This window comes from Acidobacteriota bacterium (genome assembly GCA_040756905.1).
Classification (GTDB): Bacteria; Acidobacteriota; Aminicenantia; order JBFLYD01; family JBFLYD01; genus JBFLYD01.
This window is the reverse complement of the sequence record JBFLYD010000017.1, coordinates 1-17,692: the sequence shown is the minus strand read 5'-3', so window position 1 is coordinate 17,692 and position 17,692 is coordinate 1. Positions and strand designations below refer to the sequence as shown.

Here is a 17,692-nt window from a genome sequence, read left to right as displayed (position 1 = left end):
CAATCAAAGAATTTTTATAGCTTTCTCCTTGGCGGTTTTTATTGCTTCTTCATATCCTGCATCAGCATGTCTTGCCACTCCGATTCCGGGATCACATGTAAGGACTCTATTCAATCTTTTTGCCATTTTTGCAGTTCCATCAGCCACGATTACCATTCCTGCATGGATTGCAAGCCCTATACCCACTCCTCCTCCATGGTGAACAGATACCCATGTGGCACCTGATACAGCATTAAGCAAGGCATTTAAAATTGGCCAATCAGCGATTGCATCCGAGCCATCCTTCATTCCCTCGGTTTCTCTATTAGGGGATGCAACTGAACCAGTATCAAGATGGTCCCTTCCGATTACTATCGGAGCTTTTATTTTGCCTTTTTTTACGAGGTTGTTAATTCTTTCCCCGAACTGAGCCCTTTCTCCGTAACCAAGCCAGCATATCCTCGCTGGAAGTCCTTGAAATTTAACTTTTTTTTCTGCCATAGTGATCCATCTTTTGAGAGTTTCATCCTCTGGAAATAGCTTTAATACAGCTTTATCAGTTTCGATTATATCCTGCGGGTCTCCTGAAAGAGCAACCCATCTGAAAGGGCCTTTTCCAAGGCAGAACAAAGGTCTTATGTATGCCTGAACAAACCCGTTAATTTCAAAAGCATCTTTAACACCTTCCTTATATGCCTGTCCTCTTATGTTGTTTCCATAGTCAAAAGCTATTGCACCCATTCTCTTCAGTTTAAGCAAGCCTTCCATATGCTCTGCCATTGCTTTCATAGATCTTTTAATGTATTCCTGAGGATTTTCTTTTCTCAGTCTAAGAGCCTCTTCATATGGAATTCCATTGGGAACATATCCATTTAGTTCGTCATGGGCAGATGTCTGGTCAGTAAGAACGTCCGGAACGATTCCTCTCCTTGCGAATTCAGGAATAACATCAGCTGCATTTCCAAGGAGTCCGATTGAAAGAGCCTCTCCTTTTTTCTTTGCCTCAAAAGCTTTATCAAGGGCTTCATCTAAATTCTCTACCATCATATCTAAATATCCTGTTTTGAGTCTTCTCTGGATTCTTTCTTTGTCAACCTCTACGATAATTCCAACTCCCTCATTCATCGTTATGGCAAGGGGTTGGGCGCCTCCCATTCCTCCGAGGCCTGCTGTTAAAACAAGCTTCCCTTTTAAAGAGCCTCTAAAATGTTTCTTTGCCACTGCAGCAAGGGTTTCGTATGTTCCCTGTAAAATTCCCTGGGTTCCTATATAAATCCAGCTTCCTGCTGTCATCTGACCAAACATTGTAAGTCCCATCGCCTCAAGACGCCTGAATTCATCCCATGTAGCCCAGGCTGGAACAACCATTGCGTTTGAAATTAAAACTCTTGGGGAATCCTCGTAGGTTTTAAAGATTCCAACAGGTTTTCCCGATTGAATTAAAAGAGTTTCATCATTCTCTAAATCTCTTAAAGCTTCAACTATTTTATGATAACATAACCAGTTTCTGGCTGCCTTTCCGGTTCCTCCGTATATTATTAACTCCTGCGGCTTTTCTGCAACCTCGGGGTCAAGGTTGTTCATAAGCATTCTCATCGCAGCTTCCTGTCCCCACCCTTTACAGGTAATTGCAGAGCCTCTTGGAGCCCTCACTTCTTTATATTCATATTTATATTCCACTGCTCCCATCTTTTCCTCCTGAGGTTATTATACTGAAATTTATTTTTAATTTAAATTTTTAAAATTAAGGAGACATTGGAATTTTTTTTGAGAGGTCAACCATCTTCTGAGCGATATATTAAAAAGGATCAAAATCTACAGAGAGACAGGGTGAGCAGGAAGGGTGGCGAAGAAAACCGTCACGAATGCGTAGCGGGCATGGTTTCCTCCCCAAGGAATTGGGGAGGAAGAGCGGAGCATGAGTGCCGAGCTGTAGTTTTCCTCGCTGGGGAAAATACAGCGTGTTTTCGAAGTCACCCTTGCTGATCACTATATAAAACATAAGAAAGACTATCTCTTGAGCGAAAGGGATGGTTGACCTCTCTTGATAATTAAATATGCATTCGGATTTTTTTGAGAGGTCAATCTTAGAATTTTGTTTTGGACTGAATGCTTGAAAATTGAATTATTCCCAATATAATATATCTGATTTAATTTTATGAACTTGAGAGGTTAGAGATGAGAAGAGTTTTTTTAATCTTTTTCATGATAATTTTAAGTCTTTATTCCCAGGGAAAACAATGGTTTCTGGAAGAGAAGACTCATTTAGGTATAAATGAGAAAAATCATTTAACAATTGGAGGGGTTGATGTAGTAAATCTTGCTGAAGAATTTGGCACTCCTCTCTATGTGATCGATGGTAACAGAATCATTGAAAGATATAAAGAATTCCTGAGGGCTTTTGATTCATTATATCCAAAAGTTGAGATTAAGTATGCTTATAAAGCAAATACATCTTTAGCTGTATTAAAAATTTTAAAAAATCAGGGAGCTGGAGCTGACATTGTTTCAGGAGGAGAATTGTATGTGGCGATGACAATCGGCCTTGCGCCAGAAAAAATTATATTTACCGGAAATAATAAAACAGATGAAGAACTCCGAATGGCTTTAGATGCAGGAGTGATAATTAATTTTGATTCAATCCATGAGATGGAAAGGCTGAAAAAAATTTGCGCTGAAAAGAAAAAAATCGTAAGAGTTTCATTCAGGGTTAATCCATCTGTTTCTCCTGAGACTCATCCCCATCTTGCGACAGGCCTATGGAAAAGCAAGTTTGGAATCCATGAAGATTCTGTTCTCGAGGCTTATAAATCTGCAAAGGGTTTTGAATATTTTAAGATTTCAGGAATACATATGCACATTGGTTCACAGATTCTTGATTCTGAGCCTTATAAAGAGGCAACTTCAAAACTGATGGACCTTGCAGGAAAATTGAAAAATCATCTGGGGGTTGAACTTGATTTTATAGATGTTGGAGGAGGAGTTGGAATCAGATATAAGAAAGATATGAAAAGTGTTCCAATCAAGAATTTTGCAGAAGATATAGTTAAGACAATCAAAGAAAAAATCAAGGAATACAATTTAAAACAACCACTTTTATACCTGGAGCCTGGAAGATGGATTGTAGGAGATGCTGGAATTCTTCTTACAAGAGTCAGCACAATCAAAAAAACTCCTTTTAAAAAATTTATAGGAGTGGATGCTGGTTTTAACACACTCGTAAGGCCTGTTCTTTATGATGCCTACCATGAAGTGGTTTTAGCAAACAGGGTGAATGAAAAATCAGAAGAAGAGGTTTATGTAGCTGGAAATCTCTGTGAATCAGGTGATATTTTAGCAAAGGATAGATTACTTCCAAAGGTTGAAGAAAACGATTTATTAGCATTTCTCGATGCTGGAGCATATGCAATTTCAATGGCTTCCGCTTACAATTCAAGACCATTCCCAGCTGAGGTTTTAGTTTTAAACGGAAAATATTATTTAATAAGGGAAAGAGAAAGCTACAAGGATTTATTAAGAAATCAGTTAATACCTGAATTTTTAAAATAGATATTTTTACTGAAAACCTTTAGTTAATTATTAATTTATTTAGATATTCATAGAGCTAAGGCTTAATTTCAGAGCTGAAGCAGAGCTTCATTGATAACTCCTAATATGAAACTTATCCATGTTAAGAATTTTTTGACAAATATACAAATTTAGATATAATAATATCGAAATTGGAGAAAATTTGGATATTGCAATATCAAAATGGTAAAAATTTAAGTATAAGGGAAAAAACTTATATGGAAGAACTTGAAAGAGCAAGCAAGAGGAATTCTGCTGAAAAATTAAAAGCTTGTATAAATTTATAAAATGAGAAAAGAAAAATTATTATTCAATGTTTTAATTTTTCTTTTATTTTCCTCAACTGCTTTTTTTATCGATTTCTTTCATGTAGAAACTAATTTTTTTGAAAGCAAATATTGTCCTGCCTGTAATTATCATAAATCTTCTATTGGAACTGATGATATATCCAGTTTTCAATTACCTCAGGTATACTTTTTATATAATTTAAAACTTTGCAATCCATTAAATTTCCATAATATATTTATCAGAAATCTTTCTTCAAGAGATCCTCCCATAATTTAAAAAACTTAACAAGTTCCTTTAATTGTTTTGAATCGAAAGATTAAATCTTTCGCAAGGGAGGAAATAATGATTTTTAAGAAAAAAAATAAAAGTTTTACCTTATTGTTTACTGTGATGTTTCTACTAACCTGTAGTGTATCTTCTAAAGAAATCTCCTCATCTGTAAATGGTTTAACACTGGATGAATGTGTATCAATAGCCTTGAATAAGAATCCAATGATTGTATCTGCATTGAAGAGATATGAAGCATCAAAAGCAAGAGTATATCAGGCAAAAGCTTTTCCTCAACCAGAGATTGCTTACGATTCTGATTTTCAGCCAATTTTTTTTAATTTCAGAGAGGCCAAGGAATCCTATTTAGGGATGAATCAATTATTAGAATTTCCTGGAAAGAGATTTTTAAGAGGAAAAATAGCAAAAAAAGAGTCAGATGAATTTTTAGCTGAAGTAGAAATTATAAAATTGGATTTGATTTTTCAGCTAGCGAAAGCATTTTATAAGTTGCTCTTATCCCATGAAATTGAAAGTTATGCAAGGGAAAATTTAAGTCTTTCGAAAGATTTCTTTGATAAGGCAAGAATTAAATATGAAACAGGTGATGTTGCAAGATTTGAAGTCTTAAGGGCTGAAGTAGAAGTAGCCAAGGCAGAAAATGAATTAAAAATAGCTACAAATGAAATAAAGTTATCAATAGCACGATTGAATTTTCTACTGGCAAGAGAAAAATATCAACCATTAGAGATTCTTGGTAAACTGAAAAGAGAGCCTCTCAGATTAAAATTGGAAGATTTGCAAAATTTAGCTTTTATAAACAGACCTGAGATGAGAAAAATAAATAATTCGATTGAAAGGGAGAATTTATCTTACAAATATGCTTCTTTAGGTTACATGCCAGATTTTAATTTGAATGTATCTGAACATCGAATCAAAGAATCAGCAGAAAATTTTGGAAGAGTGGCTTTTTCTTTATCGCTGCCAGTTTTTTTCTGGCAGAGGAAAAAAGGAGAAATTGCTGAAGCAAAAGCTAATATTGACTCTTTCAAATATGAATTAGAATACATTAAAAATTTAATTTCTCTTGAGGTAGAAGAGGCCTATTTAAACTCCATTGCCTTGGAAAATCAAATCAGGTTATTTGAGGAGCAGATATTAAAGCAGGCAGAGAAGGTCTATGAAATGACAATCTTGAGTTATCAGGAAGGTGCTGTAGGGAGCCTTGACCTAATTGAGTCAAGACGGACTTTGATTGAAGCAAAAAAATCATATGCGGAGGCTTTATTTAATTATAATCTTTCTATTGCTGAGTTAGAAAAAGCAATAGGAAAGAAAATTTAAATTGGAGGAGAGACGGAATGAAAATAAATATTTTTAATGTAATGAAGAAAAGAAAGAATTTGTTTTTTGTAGTCGTCCTTTTAGCTGCCTTTGCTCAACTTTTTCTGGGTTGTTCTAATGAATCACGCTTAACTGAGAAGTATAAAGAACAGAAAAATAATAATATTCATGAAAATTCTGATAGAAATAAAATTATTCATTTGTCTGAAGAAACAAAAAAAATTATCGAAATCGAAACTGTAAAAGCGGAATATCGACCTTTTAAATTGTTTCTTCAAGCTGTGGGAAAAGTTATTGCACCTCAGAATAGAATCGCGATTGTCAGTTATGTTTTTCCAGCAAGGATTTCAAAGATTTATGTAAGGATAGGTGATTGGGTCAAAAAAGGACAAAAGCTTATAGAGTTAGAAAGTGTTGAAGTAGGGGAGGCAAAATCCATTTTTTATAAAGCAATAGCTGATTATGAACTCGCTAAAGCAAATTATGAAAGAGAGGAGAGATTGTTCAAACAGGATATAGGAGCGAGAAAAAATCTTTTAGCAGCTGAAGCTGAGTATAAAGTTGCCCAGGCTAATTTGAATGCCGCTGAGAAAAAATTGCATCTGCTCGGATTTAACGAAGAACAGATAAAAATTTTAATTGAAACTCACCAGATCAGCCCTGTTATAGTGCTTTATGCTCCAATTGCTGGCAAAATCATTAAAAATAATGCATTTCTTGGAGCAATGGTGGATCAAACAACAGAAATATTGACCATCATGGACCCTACAGTTCTCTGGATCGATGCTGAAATTTATGAGAAAGACATTGATAAAATTAAAATAGCTCAGGAGGTTGAAATCTCAGTGTTAGCTTTTAAAGAAGAAAAATTTTCCGGAAAGGTAAGTTTTATAAGTGATACTCTGAATGAAGAAACCAGAACAATTACTGTAAGAACTGAAGTAATAAATAATGGATATAAATTAAAGCCCGGGATGTTTGCTGATATAAAAATTTTCATTGATAAAAAAAATAGAGTTATCGCTTTGCCAGAGAGGGCGATATTAGATGATAGAGATAGAAAGATTGTTTTTTTAAAAAAAGGAGACGGCTTTCTCGTGGAGGAAGTAGAAGTCGGCAGTAGCTATAATGGATACACAGAGATTCTAAAGGGAGTAAAAAAGGGAGATGAGGTTGTTGTAAAAGGAAATTATCAGCTTAAATCTGAGCTCCACGAAGAAGTTTTAAAAAAAGGTCATGTTCACTAAAGTTTGTCTAATGAGAAAGGAGAAACAACATGATCGATAAGCTTATAGATTTTTCATTGAAGAATAAACTTTTAATTATATTCATAACAATATTAACAGCTATTATCGGAGTTTTAGTCTATTTTCAGTTGCCAAAAGATATTTATCCTGATCTTAATGCCCCTCTTGTTAAGATTATTACGGAAAACCCTGGAATGGCTTCAGAGGATGTAGAGAGGTTAATCTCTTTTCCAATTGAGAGTTTGATGAATGGTGAACCTCATGTAACTCGAGTTAGGTCTGAATCAACCACAGGAAACTCTGTTGTGACAGTAGAATTTGACTGGGGAACAGATATTTATTTAGCCCGACAGATCGTTCTTGGAAAATTGGAGCTAATAGCAGGAAGATTACCGATCGGAACGTCTCCGCCAATTTTAGGGCCTATATCTTCAAGAATGGGAGAGGTATTTGAGTTTGCTGTTACAGGAGATGGGGTTGATCCGATGGAATTAAGAAGTACAGCTGATTGGATTATTCGTTACAGATTGCAGGGTACTCCTGGGATCTCGTTTGTCATAAATTTAGGAGGATTTGTAAAGCAATACCAGGTTTTTCTAAAACCTGAAATGATAAAAAATTACAAGCTAACTATTAGTCAAATAAAAGATGCTATTGAAAAAAGTAACAGAAATTTTTCTGGGGGGATAATCAGAAAGGGCTCCCAGGAGATTCTGATAAAAGGGCTGGGAAGAATAGAGGAATTAGAGCACATTAAAAATACAGTTATTACTTCAAGAAATAATGTTCCTGTATATGTGAAAGATGTAGCAGATGTAAGAATAGGCGAAAAATTTAGGAGGGAGGCTGCAAGTCATGATGGAGAAGAAGCAGTGAATGTTACAGTTGAAAAGCAATATGGAGGCGATACTTTAACTACGATTGCTAACATTAAAAGAACTCTTTCTCAGATTGAAAAAGATTTACTCGAATCCATAAAAATCAAACCCTATTATGACCAATCAATCTTAATCTTAAAATCTCTTAAACATGTTGGAGTGTCGATTATAGAAGGGGGTGTTCTAATAATTCTTATCATGCTCATATTTATGGGAAATATCAGGAGCGCTCTAATTGCCTCACTTACGATCCCATTTTCAATCCTGATATCTTTAATATTCATGAAAATTTTTAATGTATCCTTAACTGTTATGTCTCTCGGAGGTCTTGCGATTGGAATTGGCAAGATGGCAAATGGGTCTATAATAATGGTCGAGAATATATTCAGGATTCTTAAAGAGAAAAAAGGAAAAGCTTCAAACGAACGGATGACTTCAGAAGCAGCCAGAGAGGTTGGGAAATATCTTTTTTCAGCAAGCCTTATAATTATTTTAGTGTTTATTCCTTTGCTAACATTACACGGAATAGAAGGAAAGATGTTTAAACCCACAGCTTTTGCTGTGGCTGCAGCTCTTTTTGGTTCGTTAGTCTTAAACATAACCTTTCAACCTGTTTTAGCTTCAGTAGTTTTAAAGGAAAAATATCTTTCAGATAGAAAAAACCCTATCATAGAATTTCTCAACAAATTTTATCTTTCTGTATTGAAAAAAGCTTTTGAACATAAAAAGTCGATTTTGATTGTGTTCTTTATTTTAATTTTTATCGCTGGAATTTGTTACAATTTTTTAGGAAAAGAATTTGTTCCTCCTTTAGATGAAGGTTCAATAATAGCATCAACAGTAATGCTTCCAGAAACTTCTCTGGAGGAGTCAATTAGAACGGGAAGAAAAATTGAGAAGATATTTTTGTCTTTTCCAGAAGTAGTTTCTGTGACAAGGACAACGGGAACTGCTGAAGCATCAGAGCACCTTCATCCTGTAAATCACAGTCATTACATGATAGAACTTCTGCCAAGAGAAAAAAGGAAAAGAGATTTTAGAAAATTGACCCTGGAAATGAGAAAAGAACTGGACAGGATACCAGGGATAGCCTATATATTTGAACAGCCGATTGCAAATAAGCTCGCTGAAATGCTAACAGGAACTGAAGGACAGATTTCAGTAAAGCTTTTCGGCCATGATTTAAAAACTTTGAATGAAAAAATAGGAGAAATAAGAGAAGTCCTTTCAGATATAAAAGGTATTGCAGATTTGCAAGTGGAACAGACCACCGGAATTCCTCAGCTTATTATTAGATTAAAAAGAGAAAAATTAGCAAGGTTCGGCATCCCCGTTGAGCAGGTAGCAGATGTTATTGAAACAGCTTTGAATGGAATAGAGGTCACGGATGTTTATGAGCCAGATAGAATTACATCTGTGCTCATCAGGCTTCCCGAGGAATATCGAAATAATGAAGAGACAATAAAAAATCTCCTTATAGATTCTCCTGATGGACAGAGGATTCCTCTCTCTGAACTTGCTGAGTTAACAAAAAGTGAAGGTCCCCAGACTATTTTTCGGGAAAATTTAATGAGAAGAAAAATCATTCTCTGCAATGTGGTGAACCGAGATGTGGGAAGCTTTGTAAAAGAAGCAGAAGAAAAAATAAGTAAGAAAGTTTCATTGCCTAAGGGATATTTTGTAACATTCGGAGGTCAGTTTGAAAGCCAGCAGAGAGCAATAAAACAATTAACATGGTTCATGCTTCTTGTTGCTCTGATTGTGTTTGTAATTCTTTTTTCCTCATTCGGTTCGATGAGACAGGCATTCATGATTTTACTAAATGCTCCATCCACTTTGATTGGAGGGATAATAGGGCTTCTCGTAACAGGACAGACAATAAATGTCTCTTCAGCAATAGGGATGATCGCTCTTCTCGGCATTTGTGTTCAGAATGATATTATTCTCGTAGCAAAGATAAATGAATTGAGGAATAAAGGATATCCTTTAAGGGAAGCTGTTATTCAAGGTGCATTAACAAAGTTCAGGCCGATTTTTATGACGGATATGGTAATGATAGTAGGGGTTATTCCTTTAGCTCTTGGATTTTCTACAGGCTCTGAGATTCATAAGCCCTTAGCAGTTGTTTACATTGGAGGTTTTATCTTTGCCCTTCTTTTGAGATTGATAATTCTCCCCCTCCTCTATGAAATCTTTGCGAAAATAAGGACTTAATCAGTCTTTAATGCTTCCTAACTTCTTTATTTTTTATTTTATAATACGGATGAGTTTTTTAAAATAATTTTTAAGGTGACCACCTTGTTCTTTGGCATGAAGATCTTTATTGTATTATTACTGAATTCTACTTTGGCTTTTGTTTTTTCAAGGAAATCAACGGTGAAAACTTCTTCGGGAGTAAAAGGTAACACAATCCTGGCTTCAGTGTCCTTACCATGGGCTTCATAGGTTCTTAAAATTATTGATTTATCGTCTTCAGAAAGTTTCAGGGAGGAGAGAATAATATTCTCCGGCTCTAAATTGAGAAAGGAATTGGAGATGGGCAATGAGCCATCGTGCTTTTCTGATAAAAATGCTATTAAAGGGTTATTGTAATCATATGCAAGGCGGGGAGTATTGTTCATTCTCCAGCATCCTTTATGAGGAAAAAGAGCATATTCAATCTCATGCTGTCCTCTGTCTGCAGTGGGATCAGGGTCTTTGGGTGAACGGAGAAGGCTTATTCTCATGCGATTCCCATGGACATCATATCCGTATTTTGACCTTGTAAGTATACTCACTCCATAGTCCTCTGCCGAAAAGTCAATCCATTTTAAGCCAGGAACCTCATAGCGAGCCTTCTCCCAGTCGTTATTCATTGTGGTAGGGCGCTGAATAGAACCGAAGGGAATCTCATAGGTTGCCATATTGTTCTTTACATCTACATCGAATGCTGTTTTAAGCAATGTATGCTCTTCCCACCAATCAACCTGTGTTTTAAATTCAATCCGATTAATTTTATCGTAAAGGATTGTATCGCAGGTAAAGAATGAATTTGGATAATTAAGGGTTGGCTCTGCATTTAGTCTTTTTGCTTTTGATTCAGGATTGAAAAAATCAAGGTATGCCCTTAGAACTTTTCTAACTGGACCATTTTCAATTAGCTCCAATTTTCTGAATCCTGGAGTCCATTCCTTCCCAGTATATCCAATATCCCATGCATCCCAACGAGGAGGCTTGTCTCCAAAAAGCTGTAATAAATTTCCAGCTCCTGAAAGTATCTCTTTTCCATTCTTTTTATCAAAAATACTTTTAATCCAGCCTTTCTCCCTGTCCATTTTTATTCTAAAAAATTCATTTTCTATAGAATCTCCCTGAGGCCATGTTTTTTGTAGCTTCTCTTTTTTCTCAATTCTCTGCAGGTCAAAAACCTTATACCCGAACGCTGGGACATCCTCAGCTACGAAGAGCAAGGCTTTTGGTGTTATATCCGGCGGTAGCCCTTCTTTTAAACTAATTATCTGGGATGGAATCTCTTTTCCGTCAGGATCAGCAACAATATAATTAACTATTTCCTCGTTTCTTGCCTTTCTTGCAATTTCTATTTTTACTACATCTCTTCTCTTCCATGGTGATGGATTGAAAACAATCAGAGGCTCCCCTTTAATTCCACTCGTATTGATCTTTGAGGCAATATATTTAAGGGATTTTTCCATTTCTTTCTTGGTCAGAGCTTCAGCTATCTCATAGTCCTTCAAAGCATCAACATAAACTTCCCTTATGCTTGAACCGGGAAGGATATCATGGAATTGATTGAATAAAACCAATCTCCACGCCTCTTTAAAAGCTTCACGATTATAATATCCTCCAAGAAGATGAGAAACTACAGATATCCCTTCTGCATTGGCCAGGAGATTCTCAGCTATTCTATTATGTCTTTTTATTTCTGCCTGGGTAGTAAAAGTTCCTCGATGGTATTCGAGGTAAAGCTCATCGTTCCAGACTGGTATCTTGCTCAAGTCCTGTTTGAGAAGAAAATCCTCGAAATATTTTTTTGAGGTGCTAAATTTTACAGTGGGAAATATGGGAAGGGATTTAAGCCTTGCGATAACTTTTAGCATCTCTTCAGATGGTCCTCCACCATGGTCTCCAACTCCATAAAGAACAAGCATATTGCGGAAGCCAGTGTTGGCTTCGAATTGTCTGAGCTGGTCAACCAATCTAAATGGATCTTTAAAATCATAGACATAGCTGAAGGGGAAGTATACAAGAATCCTTGAACCATCAGGTCCTTCCCACCAGAAGACTCGATGGGGAAAGACATTTATATCATTCCAGGAGATCTTCTGGGTAATGAAAGCGTTAATACCTCCATTTAGATAAATCTGAGGCATATTCCAGTTGTATCCAAAAGAATCTGGATTCCATCCTATATTCACATCTATTCCAAATTTTTCTCTAAAATATCGCTTGGCATAAAGGATATGCCTTGCCCAAGATTCTCCATTTATGAGGTTGCAATCAGGCTCGATCATCATCCCGCCCACAAGCTCCCAGTAACCGCTTTTTACTTTACTTTTGATTCCCTTAAAGGTCTCCGGATATAAATCCTCCATCCATTTATAGTAATAAGCAGAACTCTGAGCAAAAGTAAAATCAGGGTAAGAATCCATCAATCTGAGTGCATTATCAAAGGTACTTTTAGAAACCTCTATGGTTTCTGATTTCCTCCATAGCCAGGCTGCATCTATGTGTGCATTCCCAATTAGTTCCAGAGTAAATTCCTTGATAAAATCCTTTACTGGCTTCAAACTTTTAAGTGATTTATCCAGAGAATTAAGAAGAGCAGTTCGATCTCCATTTTCCAGAGCCTTTGTGTCTATTAATAATGAACCCTCATCCAGGGTTTTTTGTAAATTCAGCTTTCTTTTCTTTGGAACGATGGATTTATCTATCTTTGGATCATAGCTTATCCATGCTCCTCTCTGATAGGTATCAAAGCTAAGGAGCTTCTTGCTTGTCTTCAGACTTAAAATCAAATCTTCTATTCTATTTACAAGTTCTACAGCAGGTTCAATTTCTATAGATGCCTTTAGCAATCTGAGCGGTCCGCCATAATTAATCCCTCTTAAAATCAGTATGTATTCCACATCTGGCAGGGCAGAATCGGTTAGAACATATCTTCCATTCCATTCAAAACGCCCTTTCTCAACACCATTAGTCCAGAGAAGACCAGCATCATCAAGTTCAAGATTAAGAAAAACTTTACTCCCTGAAACATCATAACCAAGAAATTTTTTAGGAAGCCTTATGCTTCCTTTTAACCAGGCAGTTTCTCCTCCAATATCTTTTCCCAGCTTGTATGGTTCCCAACTGGAAAAGTCTTCAATCTTGAGGGGATCAATTGTTACATCCTTTGTAAAGATCCAATTTTTTACATTGGTATCAATGGCTGATTGAAGCTGGTCTATAACAGATTGAACATCTTTTCCAGCAATAACAGGGATCTGAATTAAAATAAAAGAAAGAATAAATATTTTAGCTTTTCTTTTCATGCATACCTCCTTCATGATTGCAATTTATTTTTCAGAAGATTCCTTATCCCTTTTTTGAAGCTCTACAGAAAATCTTCTGTATAAAAGATAGGTTATAGAAAATGATAGGATAAAAATAGTAGCAGGAATAATTATTCCATAGATTAAAATCTGTTCATTCATCCTTCCTTCCCTTTCTTTTTCTTTTTTTGTAGGAATAATAGGCAAGAATAAGACCGAGAAATGAGACCACATAAGCAATGGTCATTCCTATGACAATAAATAACCCCTTATTCATATTCCCTCCACTTTATAATCCTATCGAGATGCTCCAGATAATCTTTCTGCCTTTTTTCGTAATCCTCTGAGATGGCTCTAAGTTTTGGATCAATAATCCAATGGAGAATCCATGTTAAAAAAATCCCTATGCCGAGGATAATAAAGCCTTCATTTCTCAGTAGACACACCAATGCCAATCCTATCATCAAAAGAGCATAGCAAACAGGAGAAATGATTATTGAAATTACATCCTCCTTTGTCCAGGTATCCGCTTCTTCTGGTTTCCATTCTCTTCTTATAATACCCATAATTGCCTCCTATTTGAGAAGGTCAAGCTTTTTCGCCTCAATTTCCACTGTTTTCCACCATCCAATTGGTTTAGTCATGGCATAGTATCTTGTAAGGTGACGCATATCCTCCGGTTTGGTTAGCAGAGTCACTGGTATATACACAAGGGCTGTCAGGAACATAAGAACCCAGAACTGTAGGTAATCAGGAAGCTCTGGAATGAGACCAAAGGAAGGAAGAATCCAGACAACGAGCCAGCTCATGCCAAGATTTGCAATCCATGCTGAAAGATATCCCCAGCTATTAAATCTCCACCATATAACCTGGAGGATGTTGGGTAACCACATTCCTGCTCCCATAATCCATAGAGCAAAAATCAGCCATTTTGTTATCTCCTCCATCATGCTTCCATATATAAAGGAACCTATGAGGAGGAGTGCGGTAGAAATTCTTCCTGCAAGAACCAGCATCTTCTCACTGGATTCTGGATTAATGTAATGATGATACAGGTCCCTTGTGAGATAGACAGCTCCAAGATTAAGATGGGTTGAGATAGTAGAGAAGTGAATGGCAATTACGCCTGCAAACAGAAATCCAGTTAATCCTATGGGTAGATTTTCAAATGCTACACGATACCATGCCATCTCATATTCTTTTGGATCGGTCAATCCAGGGTGGAGAATAAAGAAGGCGATGATGGCAACTGCCCAGATAGAATTTCTGGTAAGAGTCAGAGCTGTTCCCCACCAGATAGAATAGGATGCATCCCTTACAGTTCTGGAGGATTGGATACGCTGGGCTTCAGCATACCAGTCTATGCTTGTTCCCATTCCAAACCCACCCAGTACTGCTATAAAGATCATTGTAATGAACCAGGCAAAAGGAAATTCTCCTCTTAGAAAGCCTGTGAAATTAAAAGGATCAAGTCTCCATATCTCACCAATATTTGAAAGTTTCTCTACTATAGCGGATGGACCTCCTGCCACCATAACTCCCCACAGTGAAGCTATTAAGATTATAAAGAAGGCAATAATACCCTGCTGGAAATCAGCCATCACTACCCCCCAGAAACCTGCAGATAGGACATAGATAGCCACAATTATGGATGGGATAACAAGACCTATCCAGTTTTGCCAGCCAAAAAGATAGTTGCAGAGCTTCCCCATTGCCATTCCCACCCAGCCGAGAATAAACATGTTAAGGAAGGCACCCCATCCGGACATCCATCCTCTAAGGAGCTCAGCTCCCAGTCCAGAATAGCGCAAGCTCTGCCATTCAGCCTGGGAATAGGCAAGGGAACGACGGAATATACGGGCAGAAACAAAGGCCGCTATGGCGCACCAGGCAGAAAAGAATGTATACCATAGTCCTCTGAGCCCATGCTTGTAAATTACACCACTAACCCACATTGGCGTATCAGTGGCAGTATGGGTAGCATAAACACTCATTCCTGGAATCCACCAGGGAAGCCCCCGACCTGCGAGGAAAAAATCAGCTTCAGAACGCTTACCAAGTCTGTAAAATAGAATCCCACATCCTGTCATTAAAACAAGATATAGAAATAGCCAGAGCCAATCGAGAAATGCAAACTTGATCATTATGTATTTCTTTTTATATCGATTTTTCTCATTTTTTATTCTCTAATTATATTTTTTTAATTTTCTGAGTTCAACAATATTTTTAAAAAAAGGATTAAAGACATTGCGATATATTTATTGCTATATTGTATTATATATATGTAGGGCACCCTTTAGAGCCTGCCCCGAACCTTGCCCTGAACTTGTTTCATGGGTTGATTCGGGGGTTGCGCAATACAAGGCTGAAGCCTTGCCCTGCATTTCAAATTATTTAGTTCGTTTGTATTAATATAAAAAAAATCTTTTTAAATAAATTAATAACACTGTAACATGTTACAATTTTAGGTGTAACATGTTACACTCTCAAAGACATAATAAAATAAATGATTTTTTCCTTTTATGTAACATCAGAGTGTAACATTTGCAAGAATATTAATCCATATTTTTACTTTTTTAAAATTATATCTTCTTAATTATCAATTAATTATAAATTTTATTAATTATGGCATCTCAATTGCTATATTTTTAATGGAGGTAAAAGATGAAAAAATTAATTTCAATCTCTTTGGGTGTGTTTATAGTATTAGGGATAGTTTCATATTTTCTATTGATGCCAAAACCAGTCTATGGCTGGAGAGCATGTGGCGACGAATATGATGAATGCGTAAGAAGTGCTCATAATAGAGCTATAAGATGCCACGACAATTGTAGTAAAACTACAAGAGGATTAATGGAATATTACTGTAATCTACAATGTTCTAGATACTATTCTCTGGATAACTTTAATTGCTCTATGAGATTAGCTTGCTGCTGGGTTTTTGGAATATTTGGTTGCTGAAAAAAATCTGATATCGTAGTGTTATTAAGTTTCATTATTATATTATTTACTCTGATATCATGTAGAAATCAATCTATTGAAATAAGAGTCATCCATGTAAAAGAGGAAAATTTTGCAATCGGCATTCAGAATGATGAAAACTATATGTTTCATGAACCGAAGGATATAGAGATTCAAGATGATAAATATATTTTTATCGCTGATACAAAAAATAAAAGGGTTCAAAAATTTAACCATAATGGAGAGTTTTTAAAAAGTATAGTAAAAGGAGGAGAAGGGCCTGATCAGGTGCTTGAACCGGTTGATATAGAATTAACAGATAAAAATATCTTTATTGCTGACCCAAGCAAAAGAAAAATTTTATTCTTCAATAAAAATGAAGAGTATGTATCAAGTATAAATACACCATATTCAGTAAAAAATATTAATTATTTTCAGAATTATCTTTACATTTTAAAATTTTCCTCATTTGCAGCTGTATCTTTACAACTAAAAGGTTCTACTGAAGGGTATCTCGGCCATAGAGTAAATCTTTTAAATAATCAAGTTGACTTAAATTTTTGTGAATATTTAAAACCTTTAAATCTTTCCTTTTTCTCTTTGTTAAATTACTCCTCAATGGATATGGATAAAAATGGAAACATCTGGGTTGCTTATCTTTTTTTGAACAAAATAATCAAATTTAACAAAGATGGGAAAAAAATAAAAGAGCTTAAATCAATTTTCACAGAGAAAAAAATTAAGCCAACGAATTTAAAAGACTTAAACCCAATTCCTATTCTTATAAATAAAAGGATCAGAGTCGATGAGAAAGGAGATATTTATATTTTAGCTTCTATTTCAAGGGAGACAGAAAAGTTTCAGGCATCAAAAATCATATTTAAATATGACAATGAGGGAAATTATTTAGGAGAAATGTATTTTCCTTATTTCATAGAAGAGTTTAATATCTCAAACAATACAATTTACATTATTGATGAAGACTTTATAGTACGGAAATTTAAAATTGAGACATAAGAAAGATTCAAATATGAGGTCAAAATTTTTGCATTCTATTTTATTCATTATTTTGATTTTTTCTATATCATTAAATTTAATACTAATTCTTAAAAATTCATCTCTTTTAAATAAATATAATCTCCTTCTTACAGAGATTGCAAAAAACCAATTTGAAAAACCCACTCAAAAAAAGGATGCTCAAATTTATAAGAAAGGTGATTATCTTCCTAATTTTATTTTTAAAACTTTTGACAATAATTATATTGATTTATCAGAACTAAAATCAAATAATCTTCTTCTAATCTATTTTAAATTCAGCGATTGTGATGTCTGTTACAGCTATCTAATAAATGCCCAGAGAAATATCAGTTTTTATGAAAATAAAGGAATAGAAGTGGTAGGAATTTCTGACCAAAATATAAAAATAATTAATGATTTTATAAATAAAAAAGATATAACAATTCCTATTGCTCTTGATAGAGGAAAAATATTCAAATCTCTTGTTTGTATATTCCGATCCAAAGTGGCCATCGATTCCGATTCAAACCGGCCACTGATTCTGATTGAAAGTGGCCACCCATTCCGATTTATTCCGGCCACTTTTTCGATGAAATCAGAATTTGAAAAAGTT

General features: G+C 35.4%; 12 protein-coding genes. 6 read left to right on the top strand and 6 right to left on the bottom strand.

The window, feature by feature from the left end; translation table 11 throughout:
* Positions 1–3: 3 nt before the first annotated feature.
* Complete coding sequence (hutU, locus tag AB1410_02250) at positions 4–1,668, bottom strand: urocanate hydratase (GenBank protein MEW6455524.1); 1,665 nt, start codon at positions 1,666–1,668, stop codon at positions 4–6.
* Positions 1,669–2,157: 489 nt separating this feature from the next.
* Here hutU and lysA point away from each other — a divergent pair, with 489 nt between their 5' ends.
* The 4 genes from lysA (at position 2,158) to AB1410_02230 (ending at position 9,784) form a co-directional block, all read left to right on the top strand.
* On the top strand, positions 2,158–3,528 hold the full coding sequence (gene lysA / locus AB1410_02245; protein MEW6455523.1) for a diaminopimelate decarboxylase: 1,371 nt from the start codon (positions 2,158–2,160) through the stop codon (positions 3,526–3,528).
* Positions 3,529–4,176: 648 nt separating this feature from the next.
* Positions 4,177–5,445, top strand: a complete 1,269-nt coding sequence (locus AB1410_02240; GenBank protein ID MEW6455522.1) for a TolC family protein — start codon at positions 4,177–4,179, stop codon at positions 5,443–5,445.
* Between the two features lie 17 nt (positions 5,446–5,462).
* Positions 5,463–6,692, top strand: coding sequence for an efflux RND transporter periplasmic adaptor subunit (locus AB1410_02235; protein MEW6455521.1), 1,230 nt, complete (start codon positions 5,463–5,465; stop codon positions 6,690–6,692).
* Positions 6,693–6,721: 29 nt separating this feature from the next.
* A complete protein-coding gene (locus AB1410_02230; protein ID MEW6455520.1) occupies positions 6,722–9,784 on the top strand; it encodes an efflux RND transporter permease subunit in 3,063 nt (1,020 codons plus the stop codon).
* A 38-nt stretch (positions 9,785–9,822) separates the two neighbouring features.
* Here AB1410_02230 and AB1410_02225 read toward each other — a convergent pair whose 3' ends face one another.
* From AB1410_02225 to AB1410_02205, 5 genes are read right to left on the bottom strand one after another with little or no spacing between them, the layout of a single operon-like run.
* Positions 9,823–13,101 (bottom strand): glycoside hydrolase family 38 C-terminal domain-containing protein, encoded by a 3,279-nt coding sequence (locus AB1410_02225; GenBank protein MEW6455519.1) that lies wholly within the window; start codon positions 13,099–13,101, stop codon positions 9,823–9,825.
* Between the two features lie 24 nt (positions 13,102–13,125).
* Positions 13,126–13,263 carry a hypothetical protein gene (locus tag AB1410_02220; GenBank protein ID MEW6455518.1) on the bottom strand — a complete coding sequence of 46 codons (138 nt, stop codon included), beginning with the start codon at positions 13,261–13,263 and terminating at the stop codon, positions 13,126–13,128.
* Positions 13,256–13,378, bottom strand: coding sequence for a hypothetical protein (locus tag AB1410_02215; protein ID MEW6455517.1), 123 nt, complete (start codon positions 13,376–13,378; stop codon positions 13,256–13,258). The genes AB1410_02220 and AB1410_02215 overlap by 8 nt, the downstream gene beginning before the upstream one ends.
* Positions 13,371–13,667: a hypothetical protein gene (locus tag AB1410_02210; protein MEW6455516.1), complete on the bottom strand. Its 297-nt coding sequence runs from the start codon at positions 13,665–13,667 to the stop codon at positions 13,371–13,373. The genes AB1410_02215 and AB1410_02210 overlap by 8 nt, the downstream gene beginning before the upstream one ends.
* 9 nt (positions 13,668–13,676) lie before the next feature.
* Positions 13,677–15,245: a sodium:solute symporter gene (locus tag AB1410_02205; protein ID MEW6455515.1), complete on the bottom strand. Its 1,569-nt coding sequence runs from the start codon at positions 15,243–15,245 to the stop codon at positions 13,677–13,679.
* Between the two features lie 835 nt (positions 15,246–16,080).
* On the opposite strand from AB1410_02205, the gene AB1410_02200 reads away from it, so the two are divergent.
* Together AB1410_02200 and AB1410_02195 are read left to right on the top strand one after the other, a co-directional pair.
* A complete protein-coding gene (locus AB1410_02200) occupies positions 16,081–17,079 on the top strand; it encodes a BF3164 family lipoprotein (protein MEW6455514.1) in 999 nt (332 codons plus the stop codon).
* Positions 17,080–17,107: 28 nt separating this feature from the next.
* Positions 17,108–17,692: redoxin domain-containing protein (locus AB1410_02195; GenBank protein ID MEW6455513.1), on the top strand; the 585-nt coding region annotated here is incomplete at its 3' end.

What these genes read in the sequence shown, in the direction of transcription:
- AB1410_02215 (MEW6455517.1), bottom strand. Translation starts at nt 13,378, where the DNA reads ATGAATAAGGGGTTATTTATTGTCATAGGAATGACCATTGCTTATGTG.
- AB1410_02205 (MEW6455515.1), bottom strand. Translation starts at nt 15,245, where the DNA reads ATGATCAAGTTTGCATTTCTCGATTGGCTCTGGCTATTTCTATATCTT.
- AB1410_02220 (MEW6455518.1), bottom strand. Translation starts at nt 13,263, where the DNA reads ATGAATGAACAGATTTTAATCTATGGAATAATTATTCCTGCTACTATT.
- AB1410_02235 (MEW6455521.1), top strand. Translation starts at nt 5,463, where the DNA reads ATGAAAATAAATATTTTTAATGTAATGAAGAAAAGAAAGAATTTGTTT.
- AB1410_02230 (MEW6455520.1), top strand. Translation starts at nt 6,722, where the DNA reads ATGATCGATAAGCTTATAGATTTTTCATTGAAGAATAAACTTTTAATT.
- AB1410_02225 (MEW6455519.1), bottom strand. Translation starts at nt 13,101, where the DNA reads ATGAAAAGAAAAGCTAAAATATTTATTCTTTCTTTTATTTTAATTCAG.
- lysA (MEW6455523.1), top strand. Translation starts at nt 2,158, where the DNA reads ATGAGAAGAGTTTTTTTAATCTTTTTCATGATAATTTTAAGTCTTTAT.
- hutU (MEW6455524.1), bottom strand. Translation starts at nt 1,668, where the DNA reads ATGGGAGCAGTGGAATATAAATATGAATATAAAGAAGTGAGGGCTCCA.
- AB1410_02210 (MEW6455516.1), bottom strand. Translation starts at nt 13,667, where the DNA reads ATGGGTATTATAAGAAGAGAATGGAAACCAGAAGAAGCGGATACCTGG.
- AB1410_02240 (MEW6455522.1), top strand. Translation starts at nt 4,177, where the DNA reads ATGATTTTTAAGAAAAAAAATAAAAGTTTTACCTTATTGTTTACTGTG.